This is a genomic window from Mycolicibacter acidiphilus (assembly GCF_018455725.1).
GTDB classification, from domain to species: Bacteria; Actinomycetota; Actinomycetes; order Mycobacteriales; family Mycobacteriaceae; genus Mycobacterium; species Mycobacterium acidiphilum.
On record NZ_JAHCLR010000036.1, the window covers coordinates 1 to 15,324 of the forward strand.

Here is a 15,324-nt window from a genome sequence, read left to right on the forward strand (position 1 = left end):
TTCGGCACGGCGGGCTTCACGTTCGGCTTCGTAGTCAGCGCGCCGAGCTTCACGTTCGGGGCGTGGCTCGGCGGTCGGCTCAGGCTCAGGCTGCGGCTCGGGCTGTACACCCGACAGATCGACGGGGCGGGTGTACACGGGTGGTGGTTGGTGACGGAACTGCCGTGTGGCAACGGCGGCGTCGTAGTCCTCGACGGCGGGTGCGGTCGGCACCGATGCGGGACGTGCAGCGCGGTTCTTGATCGCGGCGGCTGCGCTGTCACCGAACAGACCCACCAGCAAGGCAGCCAACAGCGCGACGATGCCAGCGGTTGCCAGCGGCGTAACCAACGGATCGCTGCCACCTGCGTGCGTGGTCGATCCGACATACAGCGCGCCTGCCAAGCACACTCCGCCGATGATCGCCAGCGCCTTGGGTGCGTTTTTTATCAAGTCGTTCATCACGGCATCCCCAACAGCCAGTCGCCAGTCGCCCACAAGCAGGCGCGGCGTGCGGCAACGGTGGTAGCTCCTGCCCGCTCGCACTGCCTCATTTCGAGTTGGGCTGTCGCCAGCGAAATACGCGCGGGATTGGAGTGAATGACCTGACGTGACCAATCGAAGTCCGCGTCGGCAGGCTTGGGTGGGGTGGTGAGCAAGGACGTGCGTGTGGCTGCTGTCGGGGACACAGGAGCGCTCGGGGTGTCGTCGCTCTTGTGCGTGAAAACCAGACCGCCGACTAGGACGACGCCCGCCACAGCGGCGTAGGTGACGACCTTGTTGCCCTTCGTCTTCGGGGACGGGGACGCGGGCGGCACGTGGGGTAGTGGCTGCTCCAGGTGCTCGGCGGCGCGGGTCGGGTCGATTGGGGCGGTCATGGTTAACCCTCCTCGACCTTGCTCTTGAAGTAGTCGATCCCGTCATGCACGACGAACTCGCCCTTTTCAGCTTTGTGGACGGCTTCAAACACGTGCTCGGGTGGGACGCCCAGTACGGACACAATCTGCGAATTGGACGAAAGGTGGAAAGCGACCTGTACGCTCGCGCTGTCCCGAAGCCCAGGCGATACCCAGTGCTCGCCAGGGCTCTGAATCATCAAGATGACCTTGATATTGGCTGCGCGCCCTCTCCGTACGAGGTCTTCGATCCTGTCCCAGAAAACGGTCAAGTGTCTACGCGCGTCTTTAGCCCGTCCCACGAATGGAGTTAAGGCACTCGTCTCATCAATGACCAAGATGGCGGGAGGGAGGTTCGCCGTTCCCAGCTCCAAGCGCTCAGTCATCGCATAATGGACGCCTTTGACGACCAGCAACGCCGACTCGAAATTGCCATCAGCGGTGAGGTTCACACCCTGGATGCCATCCCAGTCGTGCCCCGCCTTCCCGTCGATGACGACGACCTTGGTCTGTGGATCGGCGGGAACCTCCTTGAGCCAGTTCTGGACGGCGTAGGTCTTACCGAATCCTGACGTTCCACCAACGAGGACAGTGGACACGCTGGGGTCAAGAAGCGGGTTGTAGTTCGGGCGGAGTTCCAAGGCTGGGCCTGCCTCGGCGGGCGGACTCCAGGTCTCGCGCTCGTTCACAATTACGTGCGGCACGGGAGTAGCCGTCTTCCGCGCACATCCCTTGAGCACTTTGACTGCGGCGGCGGCACCGATGACGGCGGTCGCGACGGCTGCACCGAGGGCGGCACTAGTCAGGTCGATCTTTGATGCGGTCATTTCTTGCTTCCTCCTTGAGTAGTCGGTGTCCAGACCTCGGGTACGCGGTCGATCCAGGTCTCGATCTCGAAGTCGAACTCCATCTGCGTCCAGCCATCTCGGCGGTCTCCTATGGGGTCGTCCAGAGCGGGTAGGGAGATAGAGGAGGTCATGCATTCGTGGGCATCGGTTCCGTTCGTGATGACGTAAGTCCCGAAGTCGGCATCGGTCAGCCCGTCGATCTGCGCGTCGCTCGGGCTAGCACCAAGGGCTGCCCGTGCGTAATCGCGGTCGGCGGCGCGAAGGCACACGCGGATAGCGGCGAGTTCAGTGATCTCGACGGGGATCGAATACGGGTCGCGGGCGCTCAGGGTCACGTTCATGTTCACGTCCCCTGCACGGGCGAACAGCGTGTTGACGGCGGTGGCGATCTCGGGATCGGTGATCAGGTCGTCCGCGCCGTCGATGATCAGCGTCGAGGGCGGCGTCCAGCCCGTGCTCTCTCGCTTACGTAGTTCTTGAACGGCTGCGTTGAGCGCGACGCGGGTGGCGTCTATGGGCTCGTCGCCTCCGATGAATGAGTACGTGAGGCTCAACTCGTACTTCGCACGCCAGGACAGCCAATCCAAAATGGCGGAGGTCTTGCCAGAGTCCTCGACACCGAAAAGAACAACCCCGCCCGCTGCGGAAATGGGAGCATCGCCTGACCGCGCAAGCGGTGCCAGTGGCGGTAATGGCGGGTAAGCCATCTCTATCTCCTCGTTTGCCGACCAAGCCCGAAATCGAGCCCCTATATAAGAGCTATATCGCTGGCGCTAGCGCGCCAGCGATAGCGCCATATAAGGAAGTTTAACGGGTAACGGGGGAGTTTTCTGGATTCCGTTTCGACTTTGACCAGCGCATATGTGTTAATGACGTATTAGCACGTGGTTTAACCAGCGCGAATAGGTACCGTCGTGTACCAAATGGCTAATTAGGTGTGTTGTAGATCACAACCAGAAAGCAGCCCAGATAGCCAGAAATGGCGAGTTAGTCGTTCAGAACGGGTAGAAGGGCGTCCGCTTTTTCAATCTGATCCACCAACTCCTGCACCAGTAGATCGGGGTCGATGTCAGGTATCCGCAGCGTCTCGATGCCCGCTGTCAGCTCGTCGCGTCGGCGGCGATCATGGGCAGCTAGCAAGTCAGCCCCACGGCTTGTGAAATCCGCGCGTTGGATCAAGCCAACCCGCTCGCCACTCGGCATCGCCCGCCAGGCGTCAATAACGCTCATTCCATATTTCGCCACCGAGCCGTCGATGCCCAGCTTTGGGGATTCAGAACCAGCCAGAACGCTAACGGTGTCTGCGCCGGGATGGGCAAGTACCACCGTCAGATCGGTGTCATCGAATCCAAGCGGCATGTCGGCGCGCTTGATCAAGACCCGCGCGTCTTTGGCGCGGACATCCCGCGCCGTCGCGCCCCAGGTGATCGCGTCTTTGCTCAATTTCACCCATCCCGCGCTGGGTACATGCGCCACGATGACGGCGCGGGCTCGTGCGCCAAGGGCGTACATGAGCGGGGTGAAACCAGAGGCGTACAGCGCGCCATCGGTGGTAATCACCCGCGATAAAGCCAACCAGGGAAGATCGTGGTCAAGACGAAATGCCAGGTCACGGTCTTTTGTGCCGTTCCCTGTCGGCAAAACGAATGTGTCCATGCCCTGACTCTCCTCGTTAGTGAACGTCGGTTACGCGCTCTTATTAGGCATGTTACCAGACAAAGTTAACGAAGCCGTGAACGGACTTATGTACAGCTATGTGACCGTGCTATTGAACGAAATCGCGAAAACCCGTAACGCAGGTCGTAACACCGCGTACAGGGTTGGTGTACTTACAGCGAATGCCTTAAATGCGCAGTTCACAGCTAGGTTTCAGAAGAAGAGAGTGGTCTCAATTAGCTGCCCTGCTTGCGTTCCCAGGCACAGGCGTATGTAACAGCTATAGGGAATCAGGAGAACGTCCGTGAACGCCTAGAGCGGCGATTAGTGAACGGCAGCAGTGGATAGGTCAGATCACCGCGTGCAGGGACTCACGTGCGGGCTCAGCGCCATCGCGCACCTCGTCGGCGCGCGCGATCAGGCGGCGCAAGGCATCTTTTTGGATTCCTGTCGCGCGCGTGATGTCAGCGCGTTTGGTGGCGCGTTCCTCCAGCGCGAGCGCCATCGCAACGGCGCTCGGCTCGGCGCTCGTGGCGCGCAGCTCGACCAGCTCGTGCGCCAGGCGCAGGTGTTCGGCACTCGGCTCGACGGCGCTCACAGGCGCGAATTCGGCGCGCGACTCAGCAGCGCGCGGAGGAGTTGGCGCGGGGGTTGGCGCACTCGCCTGGCGGCGCATTGCGGCGGTGTCAGCCTTGGCGTCCGCCACCTCGGCGGAAGTTGGACGGGTCTTGACGGCGCGTTCCCAATCGGCGCGCTTGGCGGCTTCGGCAGCCTCCCGCTCGGCTTGCGCCTTCTCCCGCGCAGCGCGGATGTCAGCGGCGGATGCGGGACGTAGGTGGTAGATAGCCAAGGTCGCCAGCGCGATACCAGCGTCGATTGCCAACGGGAACAGCAGCGCCATTCGTGGACTCAGACCGCTCGCCAACGCCAGCCCGTTCAAGCCATTGAACGAAATGACAGCCGCGTCAATTGCCAGGATCAACGTCGCCGCGACGGCAGCGCGAAACGTCCATTTCGCCGTACCGCTTGAGCGCGTACCCGCGCCGACACGGGCAAGAACCGTCACACCGTGAATCGCAATCAGCGCAATCAGCGGCGGCGTCAACGCCACCGCCAGGCGGACTTGCTTGGGCAGATCGGCGGGCAGCAGCGCGTGCCCCGCGTTACCAAGCAATGTCAGGAACGTCGCCGCTACCAGCCATGTCCAAAAGAAGCGACGGGCATGGGCGCGGTCGGCGTCGATCTCCTCAAGATGCGCTTCCAGCGCCGCATCGGCGGTCGTCTTCTTAGCCATCGTCCCTGTCCTTGTCCCCGTCGTCAGCGGTCCATCTAATCCGCACGGTACCGCCGCGTACCGTCAATGTGGTGGTGCCGCCTAACGCCGACAGGTAGCGCTCTAGCGTGCTCGACATCCAGGTTTTCTGTCGCTCGATTCGGCTCACCATCGACGGCTGTACACCCATCGCGTCCGCCTGTTTCTGTTGGCTCAGCCCCGCTTGCCGCCGAAGTTCGGCTAAGCGCTTGCCCGTCAGTTCGTCAGTCACAGAACGCCTCCTTGCGTCAGTGCCGACAACCACGCAGCGGATCGGTCATGGACAGCGGAGTCCGCCGTGCGAAGGTCGCCGTAGGTCTTGAGCAAGCGAACGGTCTCGCGGTGTTCAGCGTCATAGCCAAGGTCGTCGAGCAAGTCCGCGACCACGCTCTCGGTCGATCCGCGCAAGATCGCCAACGTCAGGCTCTCCAGGGTGTCGTCACCGTTCGCAGCGTGAACGGCGACGACGGTGGCTTCGACGGCCAGTGCGGGATTGAGCCCGTGCATGAGGTCTTCGTTCTGGTCTGGTCCGAGTTGAAACGGTGATTTCGGCGATTCGTGCTTGGGCAGACGTGGGGGACGCGCGCGGCGTGCTCGTTTAGGCGTGCTCATACATCGACTATACACCATCGTACAGGACTTACATGTACAGGGATGGTGTACGGGGACGGGCGGCTAGATGGCGATGACGAAAGCTCCCAGGCGATCCAGCAGACGCAGGTAGGTGTCGCCCGTGGCTCCGCGCTTTCGCCACTCCGCCATCGCCATCGTGCAGAAAGCACGTACGGCGGCGGAGTCGATGACAGGGGCGTCGGGATCAACGCGAGCGTCGTTGATCGCTTGCACGGCGGCGTCAGGGAATGGCATTCCCTGCGCCTCCAGCAGTTCGGTCATGGTGCCCAAGTAGGAGGCAACTTCGGTTGGGGTGGTCATCGTTCGTGCTCCTTCGTGTCGTTGTGATTGGTTTCGATCCAAGGCTTCAGCAGGTACCTCAGCCCCAGGTGCAACGGCGGGGAATGCCAGCCGATACGCGTGTTGCAGCCTTCGCACATCACAATCACGTTGGTGCTGTCGTCGTACGTTGACCGCTCCAAGCCCCAGCGTTCGGCTTCGTATCGACTCACGATGTGCCCGCCTTGGGTTCGGCGGTTTGGGGTCTCGCAGACGCGGCAAGTCAGCCCGTCGCGTAGTCGTAGAGAAATAGCAGACGGGTACTCGATCCATTCCCCGCCGTTGCGAAACGGGACAGCTGGGTAACCCCGAACCAGCAGCGCGGCAGCGAGCAGTTTGGTCGTTCCATCCGCGTGTGCCCAACGTTTGTGGCATGTAGGGCACAGTGGCGCAGCATTGCTTTCGTGTTTGTACATGCCGCCCGCCAGGTCGGCCGGGATGATCGCAGTAGGAGACGCGGACGGAAATGCACATACCGCACACACACTCGGGTCATAGGCAAGAGCTAGCCCTCCCCATGCCACACGTCGTTGTGTGGTGGGGCACGGGGAGAGGACTGTGATCATCGCTAGTCGTGCTTCCAGATTTCGTCAGCGTCTCGGATAGGACGTGACTTCGAGGGTTTGCGCGTTGCGCGGCGCTTCGGCGCGGTCTCATTGCTGAACCACGCATCAAGATCGGCGGCAGCGGCGTCCATCTCCTGCGCGACTTGCTCCAGCAGGCTGGTGTCATTGGTGTGGAGAGCTTTGTTCAGGTAGCGCAACGCTTCTGACATGTCGGGATACTCGGGGTCAAGGTCAGGGCGTCGGGTGCCTTCGGTCGCTGCCAAGCGGTCCTGAATCGCACTGAGAGTGTCCTGGTCGGGGGACACCGTACGTAGGCGCTTTGCGTCGGCACGTGCGCTCTTTGCATCGTAGGGTTCGCAGACATCGTTCATCTCACTTCTCCTTGTTGTTGATTTCCTCGGGCACAGATGTACCCGCAGGCTTCTTCACGTCGGTCTTCTCCATCCATGAGGTGCCGAGCACCTTGGCTTCGGCGGTGATGGGCACGCCGTTGTAGACGGTCTCCATCGCTTTCACCACCCGCTCGGCGTAGGCGTCGGCTTCCCCCTCGGGAACCTGGAGAAGAATCTCGTCGTGGATGGGCAGCAGCATGAACTCGCCCATGCCCGCGTCCTCGACACGGAAGATGGCGTCGAGCAGCAGGTCTCGTGCGTAGCCCTGGATCATGAGGTTCAGTCCCGCCCAGGCGCGGCTCGGGTCGGTGGATTGGAAGCGTCCACTCGGTAACGTCCAGAACGGCTCGCCAGCTTCGACTCCAGGCTTGACGTTATCGGTGAACCACTTGCCGAGTTTCGGAAAGCGCTTGCGGTATCCGTCGAGTACGCTCTGCGCGAGTTGCACCGAAACGTCCACCTGAGATGCGATCTGCTCCGCGCCTCCGCCATACATGTTCGCCAGCACGACGATTTTGGCGAGCTTGCGGTCTTTCTCGGTGGCGGTGTCTCCCCAAACCTGCCAGGCGATCTGCCAATATGGGTCACGCTCCCGAATTTGCCGCTCGGTCGGGCTCGCTGGTAGCGGCTCCGTGTACATCTTCACCAGCTCGGGGTCGCCCGTCATGCCCGCCGCAACGCGCATTTCGACGGATGAGAAGTCCACCGACAGGAACACGAAGCCTGTATCAGCGGTGTAACACGCCTTCACCGACGCGGGCACGTTCTGCGCGTTCGGTTGTGAGCAGGTCATACGACCCGTCCGCGCCGCACCCGCTTGGATGTCGGCGTGGATGCGGTCAGCTCGCAACTTGAGGTATGGCGTCAGGTACGTGCCGATCTCCTTGTCCGCCCTGCCCCATTCGCGGTACAGCGGTGCGATCTTCGAGCCTTCAACGGCGTACTTCTTCAGCGACGACTTGTCCAACGTCGGGGCGCGCTTGCCGTCCTTGGTGGTCTTAGTCGGCACCTTGACGCCCTCGGCACGGATGGCGTCGGCAATCAACCGTTCGCGTGAGTCTTGCTCGTCGGTGTCTTCGGCGTCCGTTTCCCGCTCAGCCTGGGCGAGCTTCTTCGACTTCTTCGGCGGGGAGTACGTCATATCCACACCAAGTGCGAGTAGGTCCGCCTGCGCTTTGTCGCGGCGTGCGATGGCGTCCGCGAAGCACTCGACAGCGGCGTTGTTGTCGAACTTGACGCCACGGTAAGACATCTCGCACACGATTCGATGGATACGGTGCTCGGCTTCCACGCGCTCCGCCCAGAGCCCTCGAACGATGGGGTCCAAGGTCTCAGCCAGTAGCGCAGAGTCGAACACGTCGGCGGCGCAGTAGTCCACAAACGCCTTGTTGTCCCTCGGAATCAGCGCCCACGTGTTCCCCTGTTCGGGATCGCCCGTGAGCGCCCCGTCGGGGTTCACTGTCACGGTCTTGTATACGCTCCAGTTGCCCGAGCCAACACCCTTGGTGCCCATCTGCTTCTGTACGGCTTGGAGCGCTTCCTTGGCGTCCTTGGACACGGCGGCTTCCCCACACCAGGTGGCGGTCTGCTCCTTGAGTCCTACGCCGATACGCTCACCGCTGGACAATAATCGCGCCAAGATGATGGTGTCGGTGGTCCGTCCCCAACCATCCGCGATGGTGTCGAATACACCCGCGCGGGTCAGGTAGAGGATATCGAATCCCGCGTTGTGCGCGGTCAGGCGGAACCGCATGTCGTTCAGCGTCTTACGGGCAGCGTTGACGTGTTCGGTGTCTGTTGGGTCCAGCAGAACCGCGACATACTTGCTACCCACTTGAATGCTAGTCAGTCTGGCGCGCGGGTCGGATGCCCATAGAGCGTTCGTCTCGACATCGAAAGCGATGAACTCGCCAGGCTTCAACGAACGCGCCAATGCCTCCACGGCTGGCGTCGGGTCTTCCCCCTTCCTGACGTAGAGCACCGAACGGACGGGTGCCTTGCGGTCTTCCTTGACGTGCATGGTCAGTTCTCCTTTGTGGCTGCGAATTCGGGGTTGCGGACGATGACGAACGCCTGGCGCTCAACAGGCAGGTACTCGGACACCTTCTTCATCTCAGACAGGTGCTCGGACAACGCGGCGTAACGCTGCTCGGCGGCTCGCACCGCTGCGGGCTCAACGCCCTTGTCCCGTTTGAGTTGCGTCAACTCCCGCTTGGCGCGACCAACCTGCGCCGATACCGCGTTCTTGTCGGTCTTCTTGATAAAGGTGCCCGTGTAACTATCCACGCTCGTCAGGTCTCCGTCGGTGGTGAGACGGCGCTCCAGCAGAGTCACCCCACAGTCCTTCAGGATCGGGTTAGCCGCCCGCAAATAAGCACGCGCCATCTCGGGGGGCAGGTGTAGAGACGCCGCCAACTCAGCGAGGGTCACGACAGGTGAGAGTCGTCGTACCGCACCGCTGTACTGCTGACGTGCTCCCCACTCCGCGAACTGGTTGTCGGAAGCGAGCGTGAGGGTCGGCTTCGGGACTACCACGCCGCGCTCGTCCACGATGCGCCAGAACTCCACGCTCATTCGCGCCAGGGCGGGGTGATCGCGACCGCTACCACCGTTACTGCCCGTGGGCGTTGCGTCCGTGGGCGTTGCGGACGCTGCTTCTGGTGTCGTATGTGCTAGTACGGCAAACGGATTGACGATTGACTCGGAGGTCGCTGTTGGCGGCACCGTCGGGGTTGGGTCTGGGGTGATGGGTGAGCCGCCCCCGTTGTCGTCCTTGTCGTCGTCGTCGCCTTCGGCTTCAGCCTCGGCAGATTCGTTGTGGGCGGCGGCTTTCAGCATCGCTGAGAAGGGCAGCGTTCCACCGCCCGTGGGGGGTGTTGGTGGCGGGATAGTGAGGGTGCCGTTGGTGCCGCCGATGACGTGGGATTCCTCGACGGGTAGCAGTTTGCACCCGAAGACTCGCCGCCCATCGGACGTGCGCCCCTCACGGACGTTGAACGGTGCGCGGGTGATGGCGTCCAAGAACCGTTTCCGTGCCATCGGCTTACGCCCGACACTCAGCGCGTGAGCGGTGTACTCGGCGTACAGGTCGGTCTTGGTGGTTCCCCATTCGGTGGTGACGGTTCCTGTACCCGACCACGCCGCCTCGGGGGCGACACCGACACGCTCAGACATGAACTCTGAAACGGGGTTGGTCGCCTCGGCGAAAGCACGGGTCGCCTCGGCAGCGGGAGGTAGGAAGGTGCCGCCGCGAGACTGCCGCGCCTTCCACGCCTCGATGAGCCGATTCAGAATTCCTGGCAGTTCCGCGCGAAGACGCATACCGATGCCACGATCCTCCTGCCCCACATTTGATTTCGTGAAACGGATCGGTACCAGTCGTGCGGTGAAGCCGCCTGTGGTGTCGGAAACGTGAGGTAGGTCGTTGCCCATGAAGATGCAGAACGCGCGGTTGCGGAACCGCCACAACTTTCCGTACTTCAGCTCAGCGGTGATGAGATCGCCACCAAGGACACGCTTCATCACTGAAGTGTCGGCAACGAACTCATCGCGGGTCTCGCCGCTGATGTTGACCAACATGCGGTACAGGCTCGCGTTCTGCACGGGGCGGTCGGCAGCCATCTCCGACAGTGACATCGCGGTCTGAAATTGAGGTGGAATCAGCGTGCCGATGATGTCGTTGCCGAGCGTGCCTTTTCCCGCCCGTGGTGCCCCGTATAAGTACGGGGCGATGTCAGGTGCGCGGCGTCCTGATGCGGTGTCCAACAGTGCGGACATGGCATCGAGGACGATGGCAGCTTGATTGGTTCCATCGGACAGCGACGTTGCCTCTGGGAGCCAGGCGTCGAATTCCAGGCATTCCGCGTCGGGGTCGAAGTCCACGTTGAGCTTCGCGGTCACGAACACTTCTGGGCTGTACGGGACCAGCCGTCCAGTTTCCATGTCCAGCAGGCCGTTGTTGACGGGTAGTGACCCGTTGGTGTCGGGCACTTCGGGGATGATCCGTCCGTCCGCGATGAGCCGCGCTCGCACCATTTCCTCGACCGACGAGATGAACGTGGAGCGGTAGTCGTCGCCCAACAGGTCGCAGAGGTTGTCGGAGACGAACGCGGACCCGCGTTGTGACCCAGCGTTGCGGTCAGGCTCGTAGAGCCCCGTGAGGACGCTCCAGCGGTACAACACACCGCTTTCGGAGTCGATTGCGTAGTTCGCGGCGTCTAGAATCGCCTCGGCGCACGCCTTGGTGCGAAGCCCGCCCGCGAACGGGTGAAAGTACATGGGCTCGTCGGCGTCCTCGCCCCGTGGGCGCTTCTTCGGGCGCACGTCGGCGGGCGCGGGGATAGCGTTGTCGATGAGTTCGGTCAGGTATGCGGGTCGTTCCAGCGCGGGTAGTTCCGCCAGCACATCGTCAATGCCGTCCGTCAGTCCCTTCGCCCCGACGAGCTGTGCGAACCGCACACAATTGCGGCGTCCGTTCATCCGTGCGCGGATCGCCTTGCCGAGGCGATCCATCGCGTCGTAGACGTAGGTGTTGGTGGCAGCGTCGGCGTCGGGAACGATGATGACCTGCTTCGCGCCTTTAGCGACGTGAGATATCCCGTCCTGCAACCTCCCGTTCGTGACCCCGTTCTGGCAGCCGGGGATGCACACCACGACGTACGACGGGTCGTGCGCCAGGGCGGCGGCGACCGCTCGCGCTTGCTTGGTTCCCTCGATGATGAGGACGGTGTGGTTGACGGGCGGGACGGCGAGCGGAGCGGACACCAACCCGACTGGGGAGCCTGAGCCTTTACGAAACGTGTACTTCTTCGGTCGCCCGTCGTCACCGACGGTCGGGTGGTCGGGGCGGAGCTGCCAGGAGATTTTGTCCGTCTTCGGGTCACGGTGCCCGAACCAGATTCCCGTGGGCTCGTGGGTGTGGTCGATGGCGAAGCGACGGGCTTCGGGGATGTGCTCCCACGAGTTGAATGAGCGGATGAGCGGGGCTACGTGCGGTAGGTCTAGGTAGTCCTCGGTGAAGCCTCCGTCCAGCAGATACGTCAGGTGCGCGGGAGTCAACTCGACGCCAGGCAGCTCGGCCGTCAGGTCGGGGTCTTCGGGGCTCTCGGCGTCGTCGGCAACCTCGGACACACTTCCGCCGTAGATGTCTTCTGGCTCGGCGGCATCGTACGGGGGCACGGTGGGAGGTGGGACATCCGCGTACGGGTCGAATTCTTCCCCGTCACCAATTCGTGTTAAGCTCATATCAGCTTCTCCTAAAGAGCGGGTCTATTTCGTTTCGCAGCGAAGACCCGCTCTTTTCCTTTCTTTGGTCAGGCGTCCACTAGAGGCGTGTCGGACTCTTCACTTACACCTATTGCGGTGCTCACGGCGTCTTTTAGTTCGTCGTCGTCAAGTGGCTTAATCGGGTACTTCCGAATTCCCCATAGGCGATCTACGTCCTCAGGGCGTACTAACCGTGCGGGGTTTCCGTCATGCTCCGAAACAGTGATGTAAACAGGAAGCCGTCCAGCGTCGATTGCCTGAACTACCGTCGGGCGGCTAACGCCGTTCCGCCGTGCGGCTTCAGTGATAGTCAAGAATGGTAGTTCTCGAACGGTCGCGCTCTGCATAGCTAATACTGTAACCCCAGAAATGCAATCTTGTGCACCCCTGCTTGCGTCAAATAACCGTATGCGCTAACGCTATATGAACACTACTAACTACCTGGTTAACGAGCTATTGGGGCGCACGGGACGATGAATCCCCAGCTAGATATTCGTGTACATCATCCCTGTACGGAGTCAACACAGCAAAGGCGTAAGTGGACCGAGAACATTGTTTGTGATATCGGTCACATAGGGCAATTCCTACCGCGACTTCGGGCGGCGCGCCATGCAGAGGCAGATCATCGGATTCATTGCGTTTGTATGTTATATAGCGCATGTATGTCATATGGCATATGTACGTTATATACGGACTGGCAACTTTTGGGGCACTTGACCTGCGCAAACGTAAAACAGGCAAAAAACGGGGGTCTCCCAGAAACTCCCATAGGGGATATTCCTTATATCTCTATAACACTTAAACTGCTTACCACCACGATAAACACTTGCCAGAACTGCCAGAATTGCAGGATCTAGGGTATGACCTGCGGTGGTGCTTTCGCGAGCACCCTCGAAAGTTGCCAGCGAAGTTGCCAGAGTTGCCAGTCTGGTGGCTGCCGAGGCTAACCGTCGTCCGAGTACAGGCTGCCGATTACCTCGGCGCGCTGAGAGCTGTCAATGTCGTCCACGATCATCCGCGCTTGTGTCCGCAGCCGCTTGAGCGTCTCGTCATCGGGTTCAGCGTCCGCGTTGTCCTCGCGCCACCGCTTGAGCATTCGCTCGAACTGGGTGGAGTAGAGCTGCTCCAGGTACCACGACATCGCTACCTCCCGTTGGTCCGTCTACGCGGGCAGGGTGCCACGTCGGTCCGACAAGATGTTGGTGCGTAGCTCCCCAACGTTGTCGGTGTCGCGGTGCACAGTAGAGAAATGAAAGTTCCCGACTCCCGCGCCGCAGCCGCCCGCTACGAGATCACGGAGGACCGATTCGGGTGTTATCCCGCCGTACCCGATGACCTCGGACCGATTCATGCCGTGCTGCTCGATGCAACGAAGAGCCCGTGGCGGCGAAAAGAGCGGCGCAAATATACGAAGGCGCACGAGGAACTGTTCCTAGAGTTCTTCCCCGAAGAGGCGGCGTGCGGTCGCAACGTGCGGCTGATTTTCCCGTTGTCGTTCGACACCGGTGAGGATGACGCCTGCGCGGAGTGCCTGGAGATGGTCGAGCTGTGGACGACCGACCGTGATGCCTATGACCGTCGAGTCCGCGAGCGACAGCGGCGTAGGTGGCTTGCTCGCGAACGCGCTGACGAGGACGAGGAAGCGCAGCGTGACTACGAGGAGTTCTTGGAGCGCCAGGAGGCGGACCTGCACCACCGTAGCAATCAGCAGGAGCACGACGAGGTGGGCTAAAGGCTCACAGCAGCTTCTCGCCCCCCCATCAGGGGCGCTACCAGGCGATCTTCCGGCCTCGATGACAGGAGCGGCGTGGGGCAATGCGGTTGGTCGGAGCCTACGGCTAACGTTTGGCCATGGCGCGACCGAAACGTTGGGAACTGCTCCTACGCGCTTCCCAGCAGGAGGCGCTTCTGGCAGTGAGCCTCTTCAATGACCCCAGTCGGGATCGGGCGCTCGAAGGCTTCATCATCCACATGCACATCGCCTGGCTGTACGCATTCCAGGCGAAGTGGCTGCGCGCGGGGAAGAACTACCACGTGCGGCTCAGTGAGCGTCCCCGCCGCTACAAGCAGATCAACGGTGAGCGGATGTCGCAGCCGTTGGAGTGGTTCGTCAAGCAGGAGTACCCGCAGAGTAATTCCGCCGTGCGCGCGAATCTGGAGTTCTTCATTGCGCTGCGCAACAAGATCGAACACCGCCACACGGGCACCGACGAGGCGCTGCGAACTGTCGTCAACGGTGAGTGCCACTCGATGCTCTTGAACTACGAGGAGTTCATCACCGATTTCGCGGGGCAGAAGCATTCTCTCGCCCACCGACTGCACTTCCCCGTGTTCATTGGCGGGTTCACCGACCAGGGGAAGAGTGACCTGCTGAAGCTGACCAAGACCCTGCCGAAAGACCTGCATACGTTCCTCGCCGAATACGACGCAGGTCTTGACGAAGGGGTCTCACGCGACCCTCGGTACTGTATGCGGCTTACCGTGCTGTTGGAGAGTGGAAACCGCAAGGGCGACCTGTCGCTTCAATTCGTCAACTACAACAACCTGTCTCCCGAACAGAAGAAAGCTGCGGAGGAGATCGCTGCCCAGGGCGGTCTCGTGATCACCAAGACCAAAACACAATCTGTCGCCAACGCCGACAAACTCAAGCCAGGGCAAATCGCGCAGCGCGTCGAGGACGCTATCCTGTTCCGTTTCAGACCGTACGAGATGTCCTGCTTCTGGAGGAAGCATGGGGTCAGGCCGCCCGCAGGGGACGTGGACCCAAAGAACACGAAATCCGAGTGGTGCGTCTATGACACCGCCCACGGTGACTACCTCTACACCGAGGCATGTGCGAAGTGGCTGATCAAGAAGTGCTCAACTGAGAAGGGCTTCCGTGAGGCGACGGGACTGGAGCCGAGACTCAAGCAGGGTTCCTAGCGCGCAGACGTAGTTCCCTATCGTCTGACACGTTCACCTATCCGCTCGACCGCTTCGGTAATGTCGTCGTGCTCCCACACCACGATGAGTTCCCACCCGTTCGCTTCGAGCGCCGCCCGCTTCACCTCGTCGCGTTTGATGTTGTCCGCGATTTTCGTTGACCAGAATTCAGCGTTGCGCCGCGACGGGCGGTGGTGCTCGGGGCATCCATGCCAGAAGCAACCGCGCATTTCGACGGCGACGCGGGCACGGCTGAAGGTCACATCCACGGTCATCCGTGACCCTGGAAGCGGTCGGGTGTTCACCCGATACCGCAGACCCGATGCGTGCAGGGCACGGCGCAGCGCCATCTCGGGCGCGGTGTCCCGCCCCTTGTTCGCCTTCATGACCTCGCGGACGGCGGGTGACGACGCCCAGGACTCCGATGGCACACGGTGACGGTACGCCGACCCGCAGCGACCTGCGACGACCTGGAGTGACCTGGAGTGACCTGGAATAACCTGGAACGACTCCGCCCCGCCTCACGATATTTGTGGG

15 protein-coding genes and 1 pseudogene are annotated in these 15,324 nt (G+C 61.6%); 2 read left to right on the forward strand and 14 right to left on the reverse strand.

Going from position 1 to position 15,324, the window contains the following annotated elements; translation table 11 throughout:
• The 13 genes and pseudogenes from KIH27_RS15945 to KIH27_RS16005 form a co-directional block, all read right to left on the reverse strand.
• Positions 1 to 441 (reverse strand): annotated as a pseudogene (locus KIH27_RS15945) (hypothetical protein); the annotation flags it as partial.
• Positions 442 to 859: 418 nt separating this feature from the next.
• Positions 860 to 1,702, reverse strand: a complete 843-nt coding sequence (locus KIH27_RS15950; RefSeq protein WP_214093944.1) for a P-loop NTPase family protein — start codon at positions 1,700 to 1,702, stop codon at positions 860 to 862.
• Positions 1,699 to 2,430 carry a hypothetical protein gene (locus KIH27_RS15955; RefSeq protein ID WP_214093945.1) on the reverse strand — a complete coding sequence of 244 codons (732 nt, stop codon included), beginning with the start codon at positions 2,428 to 2,430 and terminating at the stop codon, positions 1,699 to 1,701. Before KIH27_RS15955 ends, KIH27_RS15950 begins: the two co-directional genes overlap by 4 nt.
• A gap of 280 nt (positions 2,431 to 2,710) precedes the next feature.
• Positions 2,711 to 3,379, reverse strand: coding sequence for a hypothetical protein (locus tag KIH27_RS15960; protein ID WP_214093946.1), 669 nt, complete (start codon positions 3,377 to 3,379; stop codon positions 2,711 to 2,713).
• A gap of 349 nt (positions 3,380 to 3,728) precedes the next feature.
• Complete coding sequence (locus KIH27_RS15965) at positions 3,729 to 4,673, reverse strand: DUF2637 domain-containing protein (RefSeq protein ID WP_214093947.1); 945 nt, start codon at positions 4,671 to 4,673, stop codon at positions 3,729 to 3,731.
• Entirely contained in the window at positions 4,666 to 4,923 is a 258-nt protein-coding gene (locus tag KIH27_RS15970; protein ID WP_214093948.1) for a helix-turn-helix domain-containing protein, read from the reverse strand. Before KIH27_RS15970 ends, KIH27_RS15965 begins: the two co-directional genes overlap by 8 nt.
• Positions 4,920 to 5,303 (reverse strand): hypothetical protein, encoded by a 384-nt coding sequence (locus KIH27_RS15975; protein ID WP_214093949.1) that lies wholly within the window; start codon positions 5,301 to 5,303, stop codon positions 4,920 to 4,922. Before KIH27_RS15975 ends, KIH27_RS15970 begins: the two co-directional genes overlap by 4 nt.
• 63 nt (positions 5,304 to 5,366) lie before the next feature.
• Positions 5,367 to 5,624 carry a hypothetical protein gene (locus tag KIH27_RS15980; RefSeq protein WP_214093950.1) on the reverse strand — a complete coding sequence of 86 codons (258 nt, stop codon included), beginning with the start codon at positions 5,622 to 5,624 and terminating at the stop codon, positions 5,367 to 5,369.
• A gap of 586 nt (positions 5,625 to 6,210) precedes the next feature.
• The gene (locus tag KIH27_RS15985) at positions 6,211 to 6,579 is read right to left on the reverse strand and encodes a hypothetical protein (RefSeq protein ID WP_214093951.1); all 369 of its coding nucleotides are present in this window, start codon (positions 6,577 to 6,579) and stop codon (positions 6,211 to 6,213) included.
• Between the two features lies 1 nt (position 6,580).
• A complete protein-coding gene (locus KIH27_RS15990; RefSeq protein WP_214093952.1) occupies positions 6,581 to 8,620 on the reverse strand; it encodes a DNA polymerase in 2,040 nt (679 codons plus the stop codon).
• Positions 8,621 to 8,622: 2 nt separating this feature from the next.
• Entirely contained in the window at positions 8,623 to 11,844 is a 3,222-nt protein-coding gene (locus tag KIH27_RS15995; protein ID WP_214093953.1) for a DNA primase family protein, read from the reverse strand.
• A gap of 68 nt (positions 11,845 to 11,912) precedes the next feature.
• Positions 11,913 to 12,212 (reverse strand): excisionase family DNA-binding protein, encoded by a 300-nt coding sequence (locus tag KIH27_RS23310; RefSeq protein ID WP_214093954.1) that lies wholly within the window; start codon positions 12,210 to 12,212, stop codon positions 11,913 to 11,915.
• 596 nt (positions 12,213 to 12,808) lie between these two features.
• Complete coding sequence (locus tag KIH27_RS16005) at positions 12,809 to 13,006, reverse strand: hypothetical protein (protein ID WP_214093955.1); 198 nt, start codon at positions 13,004 to 13,006, stop codon at positions 12,809 to 12,811.
• A gap of 108 nt (positions 13,007 to 13,114) precedes the next feature.
• Here KIH27_RS16005 and KIH27_RS16010 point away from each other — a divergent pair, with 108 nt between their 5' ends.
• Together KIH27_RS16010 and KIH27_RS16015 are read left to right on the forward strand one after the other, a co-directional pair.
• Positions 13,115 to 13,597, forward strand: coding sequence for a hypothetical protein (locus KIH27_RS16010; protein ID WP_214093956.1), 483 nt, complete (start codon positions 13,115 to 13,117; stop codon positions 13,595 to 13,597).
• A gap of 119 nt (positions 13,598 to 13,716) precedes the next feature.
• Entirely contained in the window at positions 13,717 to 14,787 is a 1,071-nt protein-coding gene (locus KIH27_RS16015) for a DUF3644 domain-containing protein (protein ID WP_214093957.1), read from the forward strand.
• 17 nt (positions 14,788 to 14,804) lie between these two features.
• On the opposite strand, the gene KIH27_RS16020 is transcribed toward KIH27_RS16015, so the two are convergent.
• Entirely contained in the window at positions 14,805 to 15,218 is a 414-nt protein-coding gene (locus tag KIH27_RS16020) for a very short patch repair endonuclease (RefSeq protein WP_307856902.1), read from the reverse strand.
• Positions 15,219 to 15,324 lie beyond the last annotated feature (106 nt).